General features: G+C 66.8%; 14 protein-coding genes. 7 read left to right on the forward strand and 7 right to left on the reverse strand.

All coding sequences use genetic code 11. The features are described 5' to 3' along the window. Nucleotides 1–193: 193 nt before the first annotated feature. From D6B98_RS28460 to D6B98_RS28470, 3 genes are read left to right on the forward strand one after another with little or no spacing between them, the layout of a single operon-like run. Entirely contained in the window at nt 194–868 is a 675-nt protein-coding gene (locus tag D6B98_RS28460) for an FABP family protein (protein ID WP_126260343.1), read from the forward strand. A gap of 20 nt (nt 869–888) precedes the next feature. After that, nucleotides 889–1,596, forward strand: a complete 708-nt coding sequence (locus tag D6B98_RS28465) for a RibD family protein (protein ID WP_126260344.1) — start codon at nt 889–891, stop codon at nt 1,594–1,596. An 8-nt stretch (nt 1,597–1,604) separates the two neighbouring features. Beyond that, nucleotides 1,605–2,876 carry a flavin monoamine oxidase family protein gene (locus D6B98_RS28470; RefSeq protein ID WP_126260345.1) on the forward strand — a complete coding sequence of 424 codons (1,272 nt, stop codon included), beginning with the start codon at nt 1,605–1,607 and terminating at the stop codon, nt 2,874–2,876. 55 nt (nt 2,877–2,931) lie between these two features. Here D6B98_RS28470 and D6B98_RS28475 read toward each other — a convergent pair whose 3' ends face one another. Beyond that, on the reverse strand, nt 2,932–3,237 hold the full coding sequence (locus D6B98_RS28475) for a hypothetical protein (protein WP_164718915.1): 306 nt from the start codon (nt 3,235–3,237) through the stop codon (nt 2,932–2,934). Between the two features lie 269 nt (nt 3,238–3,506). Beyond that, nucleotides 3,507–3,854 (reverse strand): DUF3088 domain-containing protein, encoded by a 348-nt coding sequence (locus D6B98_RS28480; RefSeq protein WP_126260347.1) that lies wholly within the window; start codon nt 3,852–3,854, stop codon nt 3,507–3,509. A 110-nt stretch (nt 3,855–3,964) separates the two neighbouring features. Here D6B98_RS28480 and D6B98_RS28485 point away from each other — a divergent pair, with 110 nt between their 5' ends. Together D6B98_RS28485 and D6B98_RS28490 are read left to right on the forward strand one after the other, a co-directional pair. Beyond that, nucleotides 3,965–5,812: an AMP-dependent synthetase/ligase gene (locus D6B98_RS28485; RefSeq protein WP_164718916.1), complete on the forward strand. Its 1,848-nt coding sequence runs from the start codon at nt 3,965–3,967 to the stop codon at nt 5,810–5,812. Between the two features lie 51 nt (nt 5,813–5,863). Then, entirely contained in the window at nt 5,864–7,468 is a 1,605-nt protein-coding gene (locus D6B98_RS28490) for an oleate hydratase (RefSeq protein ID WP_283810169.1), read from the forward strand. 161 nt (nt 7,469–7,629) lie between these two features. Here D6B98_RS28490 and D6B98_RS28495 read toward each other — a convergent pair whose 3' ends face one another. From D6B98_RS28495 to D6B98_RS28510, 4 genes are all read right to left on the reverse strand, one after another. Continuing rightward, a complete protein-coding gene (locus D6B98_RS28495) occupies nt 7,630–8,208 on the reverse strand; it encodes a hypothetical protein (protein ID WP_164718917.1) in 579 nt (192 codons plus the stop codon). Between the two features lie 204 nt (nt 8,209–8,412). Further along, a complete protein-coding gene (locus tag D6B98_RS28500; RefSeq protein WP_126260351.1) occupies nt 8,413–9,726 on the reverse strand; it encodes a tetratricopeptide repeat protein in 1,314 nt (437 codons plus the stop codon). Between the two features lie 16 nt (nt 9,727–9,742). Next, entirely contained in the window at nt 9,743–10,753 is a 1,011-nt protein-coding gene (locus D6B98_RS28505; protein WP_126260352.1) for an aldo/keto reductase, read from the reverse strand. Between the two features lie 167 nt (nt 10,754–10,920). Next, entirely contained in the window at nt 10,921–11,346 is a 426-nt protein-coding gene (locus D6B98_RS28510) for a PaaI family thioesterase (protein WP_164718918.1), read from the reverse strand. A 70-nt stretch (nt 11,347–11,416) separates the two neighbouring features. On the opposite strand from D6B98_RS28510, the gene D6B98_RS28515 reads away from it, so the two are divergent. Beyond that, on the forward strand, nt 11,417–12,043 hold the full coding sequence (locus tag D6B98_RS28515; protein ID WP_126260354.1) for an NUDIX hydrolase: 627 nt from the start codon (nt 11,417–11,419) through the stop codon (nt 12,041–12,043). A 53-nt stretch (nt 12,044–12,096) separates the two neighbouring features. Further along, on the forward strand, nt 12,097–13,314 hold the full coding sequence (locus tag D6B98_RS28520; protein ID WP_126260355.1) for a hypothetical protein: 1,218 nt from the start codon (nt 12,097–12,099) through the stop codon (nt 13,312–13,314). 168 nt (nt 13,315–13,482) lie between these two features. Here D6B98_RS28520 and D6B98_RS28525 read toward each other — a convergent pair whose 3' ends face one another. Then, nucleotides 13,483–13,800 carry a hypothetical protein gene (locus D6B98_RS28525; protein ID WP_126260356.1) on the reverse strand — a complete coding sequence of 106 codons (318 nt, stop codon included), beginning with the start codon at nt 13,798–13,800 and terminating at the stop codon, nt 13,483–13,485. Between the last annotated feature and the right edge of the window lies 1 nt (nt 13,801).

Consider the following 13,801-nt stretch of genomic DNA (forward strand, 5'->3'; position numbering starts at 1 on the left):
TTCGGTGACGTCGGGAGCGGCAGCGATGCCGCGCCTGGCGAGATCGACGCATCGCTACCGCGACAGGCAATGCACGGTCTTCCTTAAAAGCCCGACAATCGCCGATGTCCATTCGCGATTGTGAGGCCTGAGCACGCGCCAGGTTGGCGCCGCCATGCTATGGCTGTTCGCGCAACTTTCCGCGAGGGCTTCCATGCTTCCCATTCCCGCCGACATCTTCACCGAGCCCGAGGACGTCTCGCCCGACGGGCTTGCCAATCTCGGTCCGCTGCGCCGCCTCGCAGGCCGTTGGCAGGCGGACAAGGGCATCGACATCAATCCGAAGGCGGAGGGGCCGGAACGGCGGAGCTTCATCGAGCGCATCCGCATGGACCCGATCGATCCGCAGGCCAACGGCCCGCAGCTGCTCTACGGGCTGCGCTATCACATCCACATCAACACGCCGGAGGAAGACATCACCTTCCACGACCAGGTCGGTTACTGGCTGTGGGAGCCCGCGACCGGGCTGATCATGCAGACGCTGGCGATTCCGCGCGGGCAGGTGCTGCTGGCCTCGGGCAAGGCGGGGCCTGACGACAGGACCATCTCGGTCACCGCCAAGCGCGGCGACACCGCCTACGGCATCTGCTCGACCGATTTTCTGGAACAGGCGTTCCGCACCGATTCCTATCGCTGCGACATCACCTTCAACGACGACGGCAGCTGGACCTATCTGATCCAGACCGAGTTGTTCGTGCGCGGCGCGCCGTTCAATCATCGCGACACCAACACGCTGCAGCTGGTCGCGCCGCCAAAGCTCAATCCGCTCGCAATGATCGTCAACGATCGCGCCAAGGGCGATGAGAGCGGCGTTGAGCCGACGGTGTAAAGCGCATTCCGGAGAGTTGCATGAAGCCCTACGTGATCTGTTTGATGCACTCCAGCCTCGACGGCCGCACGCATCCCAGCCGCTGGCGTCCGAAGGGAGCGGGCACCGACTGGTTCGAGAAGATCCATGAGGAGCTCGGCGGCGATGCCTGGGTGATCGGCCGCGTCACCGGGTCGGAGTTCGCCAAGGGCCAGCCCTATCCTGCGACAGACATGAAGTTTCCGCGCGAAGACTGGTTCGCGCGGCGCGACGCGAAAACCTATGGCGTCGTGCTCGATGCGCAAGGCAAGATCGGCTGGGGGCGCTCGGACATCGGCGGCGATCCGATCGTCGTCGTGCTGACCGAGAGTGTGCCGGATTCGCATCTCGCGGGGCTCCGCGGCGAGGGCGTGTCCTACATCTTTGCCGGCAAGTCGGAAATCGACCTGGCGCTGACGCTGGACATCCTCAACCGCGAGCTCGGCGTGAAGCGCCTCCTGGTCGAGGGCGGCGGCGTCGCCAATGGCGCGTTCCTGCGCGCCGGCCTGATCGACGAATTCAACCTGATCCTCAGTCCCGCGATCGACGGCGCCAGCGGCGCGCCCTTCGTGTTCTCGTCGACGGAGGCGGACAGCGACAAGCGCGCGCCGATCGCGGCGATGACGCTGGAGAGCACGCGCCCGCTTGGCGGCGGCGTCCTGCTGCTGCGCTATCTGATCAAGAACGATCCGTCCGCCGCAGGCCGGTGAAGCCCGCCATGTCCGAGACGTCGGAGCACATCGTCATCGTCGGTGCCGGCGCGGCGGGCCTGATGGCGGCGCGCGAGCTGGCGCGTGCCGGCCGGAAGGTGACGGTCCTGGAGGCGCGCACGCGCTGCGGCGGCCGCATCCATCCGTTGCCGGCTTCGGAGTTCGGCTATCCCGCCGAGGGCGGCGCCGAATTCGTCCATGGCGAGGCGCCGGTCACGCGCGGATTGCTGCGCGAGGCCGGGCTGTCGCTTCGCGAGATCGAAGGCGAGCAGTGGAGCTTTGACGGGACAAGGCTCTCGCGCGAACGGCGCGGCGATGCCCACGAGGCCAGGCTGCAAGCCGTGCTGAGGGATTTGCAGGACGATCTCCCCGTTGCCGAATTCCTGCGCCGGCATTTTGCCGGGGACGATTATGCGCCGATGCGCCGTTCGATCGAGCGGATGGTCGAGGGCTACGACGCGGCCGACCCCGAGCGCGCCTCGACGCTGGCGCTGCGCGAGGAATGGATGGATGGCGGGCACGCACCGCAGGCGCGCATCGATGGCGGCTATGGCGCGCTGGTCGACTTCCTGGCGGCGGACTGCCGCAGGCATGGGGTCACCGTCCGTCTCGGCTGCGTGGTGTCGGCGATCGAGGAGGACGGCCGCGGGGCTGTCGTTCGCTGCGCCGGCGGCGACGGATATGGCTGCGGCCGTGTGATCCTCACCGTGCCGCTGCCTCTGCTGCGCGAAATCGCCCTGCCGACGAGCGCGCGTGCGAAGCTTGCCGCCACCGGCGACATCGGCTTCGGCAACGTCATCAAGATCCTGCTGCGCTTCGCGCGGCCATGGTGGCGCGAGCGGCAAATGGATCTCGCAGGCATGACCTTCCTGTTGTCCGAAGAGAAGATCCCGGTGTGGTGGACGCAATATCCGAGCCGGCATGCGATGCTCACCGGCTGGTTCGGCGGCCCGCGCACGGTGGAGCTGGACAGCCTCGATCCGCCAGGATTGATCGAGGCCGGGCTCGATTCGCTCGCCGCCATCTTCAGGCTGCCGCGCGAGGACGTCGCGGGCGAGCTGGTGGCGGCGGCGGCCACCAACTGGGCGCACGATCCCTTTGCCCGCGGCGCCTATTCCTGGGCGACCCCGCGGACGCGCGCGGCGCAGGCGATTCTGGCGCGCGCCGACGGAAGGTTGCTGTTCTCCGGTGAAGCGCTCTATCGCGGACCCGACATGGGCACGGTGGAAGCGGCGCTGGCGAGCGGCCTGGAGACGGCGGGGATGATCCTGCGGAAATAGAGAGAGGCCCGCATCGCTGCGGGCCCCCTGTCTCAATCGCTGCGGGCCTCGTGTCTCACCAGCGTCCGCCGCCAAAGCTGAACGTCACGCCGGGGCCGCCGCCATAATATCCGTACGGTCCGCCGCCGTAATAGCCGTGATGGCGGGGGTAATAGCCGTAGCTTTGGTAATAAGGCCGGTAGCCGTGCCGCCAATGATGATGGTGACCATGCCAGCGATGGTGCCTGCGGTGCGCGCTGATGTCGGTGGTCTGGCTTTCCTGCGCGCTCTGCTTCGCGCTTGAACTGCCGGCCGCGTTCGCCGCCGATCCGCCGCCAAGCGCCGCAGCTCCGACCGCCATCGCGACAATGAGATACTTCATGTCATCACTCCAGTTGAATGTCGCGAGACAACAAATACGCGCCGGCTGCGTTCCGGCGTCGAAACGACGCAGACGCTGGTTCCGATGAACGTACGTTCACGTTCGTGGAACGATTCAACTCGCGCGATCGATCGTCGCGCCGCCTTGCCTTAGTATCGCCCCAGGTCTTACGCCGCGACGAATGACGCGATCATCTCACTGGTCTTCACGATGCGGGCGAACTCGCCGTTGTTGGCCTCCGGAATACGAAAATTGCGCGAGCCATGTGCTCACGGATGCGGATCGGGAAAGCCGTGCCGTTCGGAGAGTGCGGCGAGGATCGCGTCCTTGTCGGCGATCAAGGCGCGGCCCTGATGGCTGCCGGTCTGATGCGGCGATGTCGCTCCGTCTGCAAGCACCAGCAGCGGCAGCGACTGGTTCTGCTCGCCGACCAGTGTGATCACCGGCTGCCGCGGGCGCGGCCACGGAATGCGCTCGACGTCGAGCTTTGCGGCAAGTTGCGGGAACGAGGCCAGCACGCCCTCGATCAGCGCGCAATGCCAGCAATAGAACAGGCGCCCCGGAAAAGCCGGGTCCCCGAAACCCGGGCGCAGCAGAAACAGGCGGTCGCGCGTCATGGGTCGCTCCAAAGCATGGCCGCCTTGCTGAGGATCAAAGCGGCAAGGACTGGCCGGCCTAGTGTCGAGACACCAAATGGTTGGGAATCGATGCGATGCGAGAGAACGCCATGCCGGGGCCGACGAGTCAACCGGACGGCCTTGCCGGGATCAGGACGCTGCCGCAGCTGCTGCGCTGGCGCGTCGAGGCGACGCCGGCGGCGGAGGCCTATCGCCATTTCGACGCGAGCTCGCGGCGCTGGGTCAGCCAGTCCTGGCGCGAGATCGATGCGGAATTCGAGCTATGGCGGCGGGCGCTCGCCGCGGAGGCCCTCGCGCCGGGCGAACGTATCGCGATCCTGACGCCGAACGGCGTTGCGCATATCGCCATGGACCAGGCGGCACTGTCGCGCGGCCTGGTGCCGGTGCCGATGCACGCTGTCGACAACCCCGACAGCATCGCCTACGTCCTGGTCGATTCCGGCGCGCTGCTCTTGTTCATCGATACGCTGGAGCGCTGGCAGGCAATCGTGGCGACCGGCCAGCCGCTCGACCATCTCAAGCGAGTCGTCTGCGCGGATGCGGGCGGGCTCATCACGCCGGATGCACGCATCGTCGGGCTCGACCACTGGCTCACGCAAGCACCTGGCGCGACCGCGCCGCTGCCCGATGTCGCGATCGAACCGGACGATCTCGCCGCCATCGTCTACACCTCGGGCACCACCGGAAGGCCGAAGGGGGTGATGCTGTCGCATGGCAACGTGGTCGCCAATGTGAAGGCGATCGCGCGCCGCCTCAAAGCCGAGCCGCACGACGTCTTCCTGTCCTTCCTGCCGCTCTCGCACACCTTCGAGCGCACCGGCGGCTATTACTATCCGATCGCGGTCGGCGCCTGTGTCGCTTATGCGCGCTCGGTGCCGCAACTCTCGGAGGATCTGAAGCATGTGCGGCCGACGGTGCTGGTCTCGGTGCCGCGGATCTACGAACGGATCTACGCGCTGATCATGCAGCATCGCGCATCAGCGGGGTGGATCGAACGCTCATTGCTCGACCTCACCATCGCCGTCGGCCGGCGACGCTTCGACGCGCGGCAGCGGCATGGCGTGCCGTCGCTGCTGGACCGGCTGGCCTGGCCGCTGCTGAAGCGCCTCGTCGCCGACAAGGTGCTGGCGCAGCTCGGCGGCCGCCTGCGCGTCGCGGTCTCCGGCGGCGCGCCGATCGCGGAGCCCGTCATCGGCCTGTTTCTCGCGCTCGGGCTCGACGTGCTCCAGGGCTACGGCATGACGGAGACCTCGCCGGTGGTCTCCGTCAATATTCCCGACGACAACGATCCGCATTCGGTCGGCCACGTCCTCGACGGCGTCGAGGTCAGGCTGGGTGAGAACGACGAATTGCTGGTGCGCGGCCCCAGCGTGATGCTGGGCTACTGGCGCAAGCCGGAGGAAACGCGGCGCGCCAAGGACGCCGACGGCTGGCTGCACACCGGCGACCAGGCCCGCATCGAGAATGGGCGCATCACCATTACCGGTCGCATCAAGGACATCCTTGTCACCTCCACCGGCGAGAAGATCGCGCCGGTGGATCTGGAGACCGCGATCCTCGCCGATCCCTTGTTCGAGCAGGTGCTGGTGGTCGGCGAACAGCGGCCGTACCTCGCCGCATTGGTCGTGCTGAATGCCAAGGCCTGGGTCGAGGAGAAGGAACGGCTGGCGGCGCGCGGCCAGCAAGGCGGCGCGGCGGAGCGGGCGGCGCTGCTGGCCAGGATCGCCGCGGCCGTGAAGGCCTATCCGTCCTACGCGACGCCGCGCGCGGTGTGGTGGACGCTGGATCCGTGGACCATTGCGGCGGGCCTGCTCACGCCGACGCTGAAGAACAAGCGGCCGGCGCTCGAACGTCGCTTCGCGGACGAGATCGAGCACATCTATGCGAGGAAGGCGAATGTTTCGCCTCTTCCTCCGCGGGCGCTCACATCCTCTTGAACGCTGCGTCCGACGCGCTTGATCCAGCGCAACTTGCAGCGCGGCCTCCGCATGCAATGTCGCCGCCGAAACTTCGTACGGCAATCGAGGCAAGTCATGAAGGCGTATTTCATCGGCGGCGGCATAGGATCGCTCGCGGGCGCGGCGTTCCTGATCCGCGACGCACACCAGGCGGGGCGTGACATCGTGATCTACGAGGCGCAGCCGCTGGTCGGCGGCAGCCTCGACGGCGCCCAGCTCGCGAACGGCGCCTATTCGCTGCGCGGCGGCCGCATGCTCACCACCGACCACTACGAATGCACCTGGGACCTGCTCTCGAGCATCCCCTCGCTGGAGCATCCGGGCCTCAGCGTGCGCGACGAGACCATCGCCTTCAACGTGGAGAATCCGGCGCACTCGCAGGCGCGGCTGGTCGACCGCAACCGCTTCAAGGTCGACGTCTCGCATATGGGCTTCTCCGCGCGCGACCGGCTGGAGCTGCTGCGGCTCACCGAGGCCTCGGAAGAGGCGCTCGGCAACAGCCGCATCACCGACTGGCTGTCACCCGGATTCTTCGAGTCCAATTTCTGGTACATGTGGCAGACCACCTTCGCCTTCCAACCCTGGCACAGCGCGGTCGAGCTGAAGCGTTATCTGCATCGCTTCATGAACGAGTTTCCGCGCATCGAGACGCTCGCCGGCGTCAAGCGCACCGTCTACAATCAATACGACGCGATCGTGCGGCCGCTCGCCGACTGGCTGAAGCGCCAGGGCGTGCAGTTCGTGCGCGGCACGCGCGTCACCGACATGGCGTTCGAGGCCGAGGGCGCGCGCTTGCGCGTGCGCCAGCTGACGCTCGACCGCGACGGCCGCACGGCCAACGTCCGGCTCGAGGACGACAACATCGTCTTTTTCCAGAACGGCTCGATGACGGACGCCTCGAGCCTGGGCACGATGGCCGAACCGCCGCCGCGCCTGACCAGGAAGGACAGCCAGGGCTGGGCGCTGTGGGAGATGATCGCGCGGGGCCGTCCCGAATTCGGCAATCCGGCCGCCTTCAACACGTCGATCCCGGAATCCTACTGGCTGTCCTTCACCGTCACCTGCCGCGATCCGCTGTTCTTCGACCGGATGGAGGCGTTCTCCGGCAACCGGGCCGGCACCGGCGGCCTGGTGACGTTCAAGGATTCCAACTGGCTGATGTCGGTCGTGCTCTATCACCAGCCGCATTTCGTCGGACAGCCGAACAACGTGCAGGTGTTCTGGGGCTATGCGCTGCATCCCGATCGCGTCGGCAATTTCGTCGCCAAGCCGATGTCCGATTGCGGCGGCGCGGATATCCTGAAGGAGCTGCGCGGTCACCTGAATTTCGATGCGAGCGTGTTCGACGACGCGATCTGCATTCCCTGCCGCATGCCCTATATCACCAGCATGTTCATGCCGCGCCATCTGGCCGACCGGCCGCTGCCGGTGCCGAAGAACTCGGTCAACCTCGCCTTCGTCAGCCAGTTCGTCGAGATCCCCGACGACGTCGTGTTCACCGTCGAATATTCGGTGCGGGCGGCGCAGATGGCGGTCTATCAGCTGATGAAGATCGACCGCCCGGTGCCGCCGGTGACGCGGCACGACAAGTCGCTCGCGGTGATCTTCGCGACGCTGGAAAAGGCGTTCGCGTGAAGCTGTTTCTCCCTCGCCCCGTTATTACGGGGAGAGGGGTGGGGTGAGGGGCTTTCTCCACAAATACGGTGGCAGATGGACTCGCGGAGGCTCCCCCCTCACCCGGAATTTGCTGGCGCAAATTTCGGCCTCTCCCCGCAAGCGGGGAGAGGCGAGAAGAGCTACTTGAACGGATCCTGGATCGAGGGCGAGGACTGCCGGATGCGGCGCACGCTGACCGGCGTGCCGTCGGAGACGAACAGCAATTCGTAGCGCCGGCCCTCGCTGTCGGTGGCCGAGCAGATGACGTCGTTCACCTTCCTGGCGGCGAAATTGCCGGTCTGGCGGCAGAGGCCGGTGGAGGTCTGCTCGGCCGGCACCGGCAGGCCGTCGACCTTGGGGCGGTGCTTGGAGTTGAGCAGCATGCGGTCGATCCGCAGCTCGTAGGAATTGTCGTCGGCACGCTTGCCGTTCTCGCCGGAGAACGACACGACGTGGCTGTCGTCGGCGGGATCGTCGACCGCGACCGCGAAATTGACCCGGCCTTTGTCGCCATGGGCGTAGGCGACCGTCTTGCAGGCAAAGGCGCGGCCGGCGACCTTGAACGTCTTGCATTGGCCGGACATCAGCGCCAACAGGTCGATGAGACCATTCTGCTGCGCCGGCGGATTGTTGACCGGGATAGGGCTGGAAGTCTCGGCAAAACAAGGACTTGCCAAAGCCATGGTCAAGGCGGCGAGAACCGGTCGGCAGAAGCGCATCGTCGGGCTCGTGTGCCAGAGGGTCGTGACGGCGGAGGAAAAGTTCCGCACCATAACCATCGAACCGCAAATTGGTTGCGATCCCGTTTGTTCTGCAACACCCGCCTGGAATACCACCGCGCCACCCCCACGGCGATTCGTCCACATCGCCCAACCCGTCCGCCCGGCACTTGCCGCCAGGCCGGTGTTTTTTTCGTGGCGGAGCTAGCCCGTGGCCGCCTGCCAGCGCGTGTCGCGAAGCGATGGCCGACGGTGCAGGCGGGCGTCCAGCAGGGCGCGGGCGCGGGGCAGCTCGCCGCTGCGCATGAGCGCGACGATGTAGGTGTCCTCGATCAGCTCGCGCTGGGCGTGGCTGCCGCCGATCCGCACGACCTCGGCGAGAACAGGCGCGAGCATTTGCACGCATGAGGCGTAATCCTCGCCGGCAAAGGCCGCCAGCGCGCGGACGATCGCCGGCACGACCGGGCCGGCCGGCAGCTTGCCCTCGGCGAGCCGCTGCTCGATCGTCGCAAGGCGCGCGGTGAGCGCCGCGTGGTTTTGCGTCGCCGCCGCGAACAGCGCCATGTGAACGTCGGCGAAGGGCAGGCTCGACTTCGGAAACATTTTTTGCGCGGCGGCGTCGGCCTCCTGCCACAGCGTCTTCGGCACGGTGTGGCCGTACGCCGACAGGCGCCAGAGCAGCGAGGCGGCGTCGGTGACGACGTTGAGCGGCGGCGCCTGCGTGACCGCCGGCTGAAGCACGTCGGCATAGATCGCGAGCGCGCGCGCCGAATCGTCCCGCTCGAGCGCGCCGAGCGCCTGGTGCCAGCGGATATGGCCGTGCAGGATGCCGGCGCGGTCGTAAGTCGGAATCCAGTCGTCGACGAGGCGATCGGCCGCCTCGATCGAGCCGTCCTCGAACATCGCGTGCAGCACCGCATGCGCCGCATGGGCGTTCGCCCGGCGCAAATTGAAGCCGCGCTCGGTCACGCTGCGGCCGCGGGCGACATCGCCGTTCTCGGTCATGGCCCAGCCGGCCATGGTCAGGAACCACCAGTCCTCGCCGTAATGCTGCGCGACGCGCTCGCACAGCTCATGCCGCGCGCGGTTGTGATCGGCCATGCCGGAGAAGGCGAACAGGCCGAATGCACCGAGCGGCAGCGACAACACCAGGGCATCGCGCGGCCAGCTCTCGATGTGCTTCAGCGTCGATGCGATCGCCTCGTGCAGCCGGCCCTCGATCGACAGCGCCAGCGTCTCGACATGCGAGCGCTCGCGCTCCGTGCCGCGCCGGGCGACCAGCTCGCGTGCCAGCGCCGCCTTGCTCCGTGCCAGATCGCCTTGCTGGTAGAAGGCGTGCACGCGGGCACGGGCGATATGAGGCAGCGCGAAGTCGGGATCGGCGGCAATCGCGCGCTCCAGCGTCTCGGCCATGCCGGTCCACCCCGAGAGCATGAGGTCGACGCCGTCGCGATAGGCGTCAGCAGCCGCATCGGACGCGGTGGAGAGCGGCAGGCCGTAGCGATCTTGATGCGCCATCGTCGTCTCCGAGAGGTCACGCCGTCCGGGCGCGACGGCCTTCGATCGGGTAGGCGGGATCGTTGTAGCCCGGCGTCGAGGGATGGCCCGGGGTGACCAGCCGGTCGACCAGTGCCTCGTCCTCCGCGGTGAAACGATAGTCGAGCGCGCTGATGTAGCCGTCCCATTGCTCCTCGGTGCGCGGGCCGGCGATGATCGAGGAGACGAAGGCGGAGTTGAGCACCCAGGCAACCGCGAACTGGCCGGCGGTGATGCCCTTCCTCTCCGCGTGCGCCTTGATCTCCTGCGCCAGCTGAAGCGATTCCGGCCGCCATTCGGTCTGCATCATGCGGGTGTCGTTGCGCCCCGCGCGCGTCTCCTTGTCGGGGGCGGCGTCCGGCTTGTACTTGCCGGTGAGCACGCCGCGCGCCAGCGGGCTGTAGGGGACGATGCCGAGGCCGTAATAGGCGCAGGCCGGGAAGTGCTCGACCTCGGGCATGCGGTTCATGGCGTTGTAATAGGGCTGGCTCACCGCGGGACGGTCGATGCCGAGCCGGTCGCAGATGTTGCAGATCTCGGCGACGCGCCAGGCGCGGTAGTTGGAGACGCCGAAATAGCGCACCTTGCCGGCGCGGATCAGATCGCCCATCGCGCGCACCGTCTCCTCCAGCGGCGTCGCATGGTCTTCCTTGTGCAGATAGTAGATGTCGATGTGATCGGTGCCGAGCCGCTTCAGGCTCTCGTCTGCGGCCTGCAGCACCCAGCGCCGTGACAGGCCGACACGGTTGGGATCATCGCCCATCGGGTTGGCGAGTTTGGTCGCGAGCACCCAGGCATGCCGGTCGTCGGCAATGGCGCGGCCGACGACCTCTTCGGATGCGCCTTTCGAATAGGCGTCGGCCGTATCGATGAAGTTGATGCCGGCCGCGTGCGCCTTGTCGATGATCCGCTTCGACGCGGCTTGATCGGTCGGCCCGCCGAACATCATGGTGCCCAGGCAGATGGGCGACACTTTCAGGCCGGAGCGGCCGAGCTGGCGGTATTGCATGGGCTATCCTTGCTGCTTCCTCTGTAGGAGCATAGCCGCCCAGTTCCGTCATTGCGAGCGCAGCGAAGCAATCCAGAGATGCGTCCGCGGAAAGATCGTGGATTGCTTCGTCGCAAGGGCTTCTCGCAATGACGAGGAGAGCGCGGTGGCAGTTCGACTGTGCGTCTCTATCCCGGCCCCTTCAAGATCTTGAACACGCCGTTCGCCATCACGATGCAGCGGTCGTCGACCGTCACCTCCGTGCTCATGAAGATCAGGCTGCGGGTCGAGCGCACCACGCGCGGGCGCGAGATCAGGATGTCGCCGATCTGGCCGGCCTCGACGAAATGAGTGTCGAGCTGCACGGTCGCCATGAACTCCTTGCCGGAGACGTAGCGGGCGGTCATGCCGCAGGTGCGGTCGGCGAAGGTCATCATCACGCCGCCCTGGACCATGCCGCGGCGGTTGTGGTGCTTGTCCTCGGTCGCGAGCGCGAATTCGTAAAGGCCGTCGACCTTGCGCTCCCACAACGGGCCGACCAGGTGCACGAAGCCGGTGGTCTCGAGAATGCTCCAGCCCTCTGATTTCAGCCTTGTCGCGGCCCTGCTCGTCATCGCTCCGTCCATTCCTGCAACGCTGTCTCGCCTCGTTTCATCAGATGCGGTCCTGGTGTAGTCAAGCACCATGAGACCTTTCGACGATGCCACCCGGCGGAATATCGCCGAGGCCTGCGCCTCCTTCGCGCGGCTGCCTGACGAGGCTGAGCCGTCGGCGCTGAAGCGCGCCGCGGTGGTGCTGGCGCTAACCGAATCCAGCGACGGCGACGACACCGCCTTCCTGCTCACCCGGCGTGCCTCACACCTGCGTGCGCATCGCGGCCAATGGGCGTTGCCCGGCGGACGCTGCGATGCCGGCGAGACGCCGGTCGCGGCGGCGCTGCGCGAGCTCGACGAGGAGCTCGCGCTCAAGCTTCCAGCCGAGGCGGTGCTCGGCCTGCTCGACGATTATCCGACCCGCTCCGGCTATCTGATCACGCCGGTCGTGGTTTGGGCGGCCGACAGTGCCGCGATCGTTCCGAACCCGGACGAGGTCGCCTCCGTCCATCGCATCGCGCTCGACACGATCGAACGCGACGAGGCCTTCGATTTCGCCGCGATCCCCGAAAGCACCCGCCGCGTGATTCGGTTCCATCACCAGATGAGCCTGATCCACGCGCCGACGGCGGCCCTGATCTACCAGTTCCGTGAGGTGCTGGCGGGACGGCACACCCGCGTCACCGAGCTGGAACAGCCGGTATTCGCCTGGAAGTGATGGTAAACGGCACGTTAACGTGACGGTTACCGGATGCCTGCTAAGAGGGCGGCATGCATCGATCGATTCGAAACACATTGGCGCTGGTTCCACTTGCGCTTGTCCTGATCACACCCGCCGTACGTGGCGGCGAGGCCGACGCATTGTCGCCGTCCGTGCGCGACGCCAACGCCCAGCTGCTGTCGCAGTTTTTTGCGCAAGGCGCGGGGGCTTCGCCCGCCGTGCTCGAATATCGCCGCAAGCTCGCCGAATATCAGGCGGCGCGCGCGGCCTTCGACGCCGAGGCCGGCGCCTATTGGAGCCAGATCTCGGAGAAGCGGAAAGGTCGCAACGCCAAGCGGCGCAGCGGGCAGCAGGTGACGCTCGACGACTACGTGCTGGAGCATCCGCCGCTCTATAACGGGCCGAAGAAGCCGGTGAATCCGGAGCCGGAGGAAACGCCGGACCGGCCGCCCCGCAAGCCTATCCCCGTCGTCGCCGATTTCCTGCGCGCGGCGCAGGAGCTCTACCAGTTCACGCCGCAGCGCCCGTCCAGCGAGGTCGAGTTCAAGCGCGCTTATGCGCGCTACGCGCTCGCCTCGGGGCTGACGCGCGAGCAGGCCGTGCGGGTTTACGCCTTCGAGACTGGCGGCACCGGCAGCCACGACGTGCAGGCGGGAATCGAGCACGGCGGCAAGCGCGCGATCTCGACCGCGATGGGTTACAACCAGCTCCTGACCACCAACAGCGTCGAGCTGCTGGCGGAGCAGGGACACGAACTTATTCGCGCGCTCTCCGAGAAAGTGGCGCGGTCGTCAGGACCGGCGCGCCAAGCGCTCGAGCACAAGCTCGTCGTGCTGAAGAAGATGGTCGCGCATGCCAAGTCGGTGCCCGACACCTGGTCGGAGCACGAGAAGATCGGCAATACCGCGCAGGGCTGGGCCATGCATGCGATGGTGCTCGACATCGATATCGGGCCGATGCTGCAGACGCACAAGCTGCTGACCTCGGTGCTGTTCGCCCGCGCCAAGGGCCACACCCGTCCGCTCACCGCGGCCGAGCTCGAGATGATGAACCTCACCGGCGACGGCACCGGGCTCGACATGGTGACGATGCCGCAGGCCATGCGCGAGCAGGTGCCGACCTCGAACTTCTTCCAGCGCGGCGGCTACGAGCGCAACCCGGTCGCGATCCGCCACAACACGGTGGCCAAGCTGCTGGCGGTCACGGACGATCGGATGGACGTGAACAGCGGCAAACCCGGCGCCCGGGAATTGGCGGCGGCGTTTTAGCCCCTTCGCGCTGCCGCATCCTCCGCTGTCATGCCCCGGCTCGACCGGGCATCCAGTACGCAGCGGCCTCTCGATTCAATCACGACGGCTCTGGAATACTGGATCACCCGCCTTCGCGGGTGATGACACCGAGAGTGTGGCCGCGCATCGTCCCGCCCGCCGCAGCTCCTACTGATCCGGCCCGAACTTGAACTTGCCGTCGCCTTCGAGATAGGGGCCGCTGCGCATGTAGAGCTGGCCGTTCTGGCCGATGAAGAACAGCGTGCCCTTCGGCACCTTCTTGGCGCCCTTCAGCAGCTCGCCGGCATTGCTGGTGCCCATCTTGTAGGAATAGGTCTTGCCGTCCCTGTCATACGCATAGCCCATGTCGGACTTGAGCTCCCAGGGCGTTGCCGTCGATTGCGCGCATGCGGGCGCGGCGAACCCGCCGAGCAGCGTTACGCATGCGACCGAAACCAGCGCAAATGTCTTCGTTGAAAATGCCATG

The sequence above is a fragment of the Bradyrhizobium sp. LVM 105 genome (assembly GCF_003957705.1).
GTDB lineage: Bacteria > Pseudomonadota > Alphaproteobacteria > Rhizobiales > Xanthobacteraceae > Bradyrhizobium > Bradyrhizobium frederickii.

Excerpts from the sequence above, each read along its gene's own strand:
- D6B98_RS28460 (WP_126260343.1), top strand. The coding sequence starts at position 194 with ATGCTTCCCATTCCCGCCGACATCTTCACCGAGCCCGAGGACGTCTCG.
- D6B98_RS28465 (WP_126260344.1), top strand. The coding sequence starts at position 889 with ATGAAGCCCTACGTGATCTGTTTGATGCACTCCAGCCTCGACGGCCGC.
- D6B98_RS28470 (WP_126260345.1), top strand. The coding sequence starts at position 1,605 with ATGTCCGAGACGTCGGAGCACATCGTCATCGTCGGTGCCGGCGCGGCG.
- D6B98_RS28475 (WP_164718915.1), bottom strand. The coding sequence starts at position 3,237 with ATGAAGTATCTCATTGTCGCGATGGCGGTCGGAGCTGCGGCGCTTGGC.
- D6B98_RS28480 (WP_126260347.1), bottom strand. The coding sequence starts at position 3,854 with ATGACGCGCGACCGCCTGTTTCTGCTGCGCCCGGGTTTCGGGGACCCG.
- D6B98_RS28485 (WP_164718916.1), top strand. The coding sequence starts at position 3,965 with ATGCCGGGGCCGACGAGTCAACCGGACGGCCTTGCCGGGATCAGGACG.
- D6B98_RS28490 (WP_283810169.1), top strand. The coding sequence starts at position 5,864 with ATGCAATGTCGCCGCCGAAACTTCGTACGGCAATCGAGGCAAGTCATG.
- D6B98_RS28495 (WP_164718917.1), bottom strand. The coding sequence starts at position 8,208 with ATGCGCTTCTGCCGACCGGTTCTCGCCGCCTTGACCATGGCTTTGGCA.
- D6B98_RS28500 (WP_126260351.1), bottom strand. The coding sequence starts at position 9,726 with ATGGCGCATCAAGATCGCTACGGCCTGCCGCTCTCCACCGCGTCCGAT.
- D6B98_RS28505 (WP_126260352.1), bottom strand. The coding sequence starts at position 10,753 with ATGCAATACCGCCAGCTCGGCCGCTCCGGCCTGAAAGTGTCGCCCATC.
- D6B98_RS28510 (WP_164718918.1), bottom strand. The coding sequence starts at position 11,346 with ATGACGAGCAGGGCCGCGACAAGGCTGAAATCAGAGGGCTGGAGCATT.
- D6B98_RS28515 (WP_126260354.1), top strand. The coding sequence starts at position 11,417 with ATGAGACCTTTCGACGATGCCACCCGGCGGAATATCGCCGAGGCCTGC.
- D6B98_RS28520 (WP_126260355.1), top strand. The coding sequence starts at position 12,097 with ATGCATCGATCGATTCGAAACACATTGGCGCTGGTTCCACTTGCGCTT.
- D6B98_RS28525 (WP_126260356.1), bottom strand. The coding sequence starts at position 13,800 with ATGGCATTTTCAACGAAGACATTTGCGCTGGTTTCGGTCGCATGCGTA.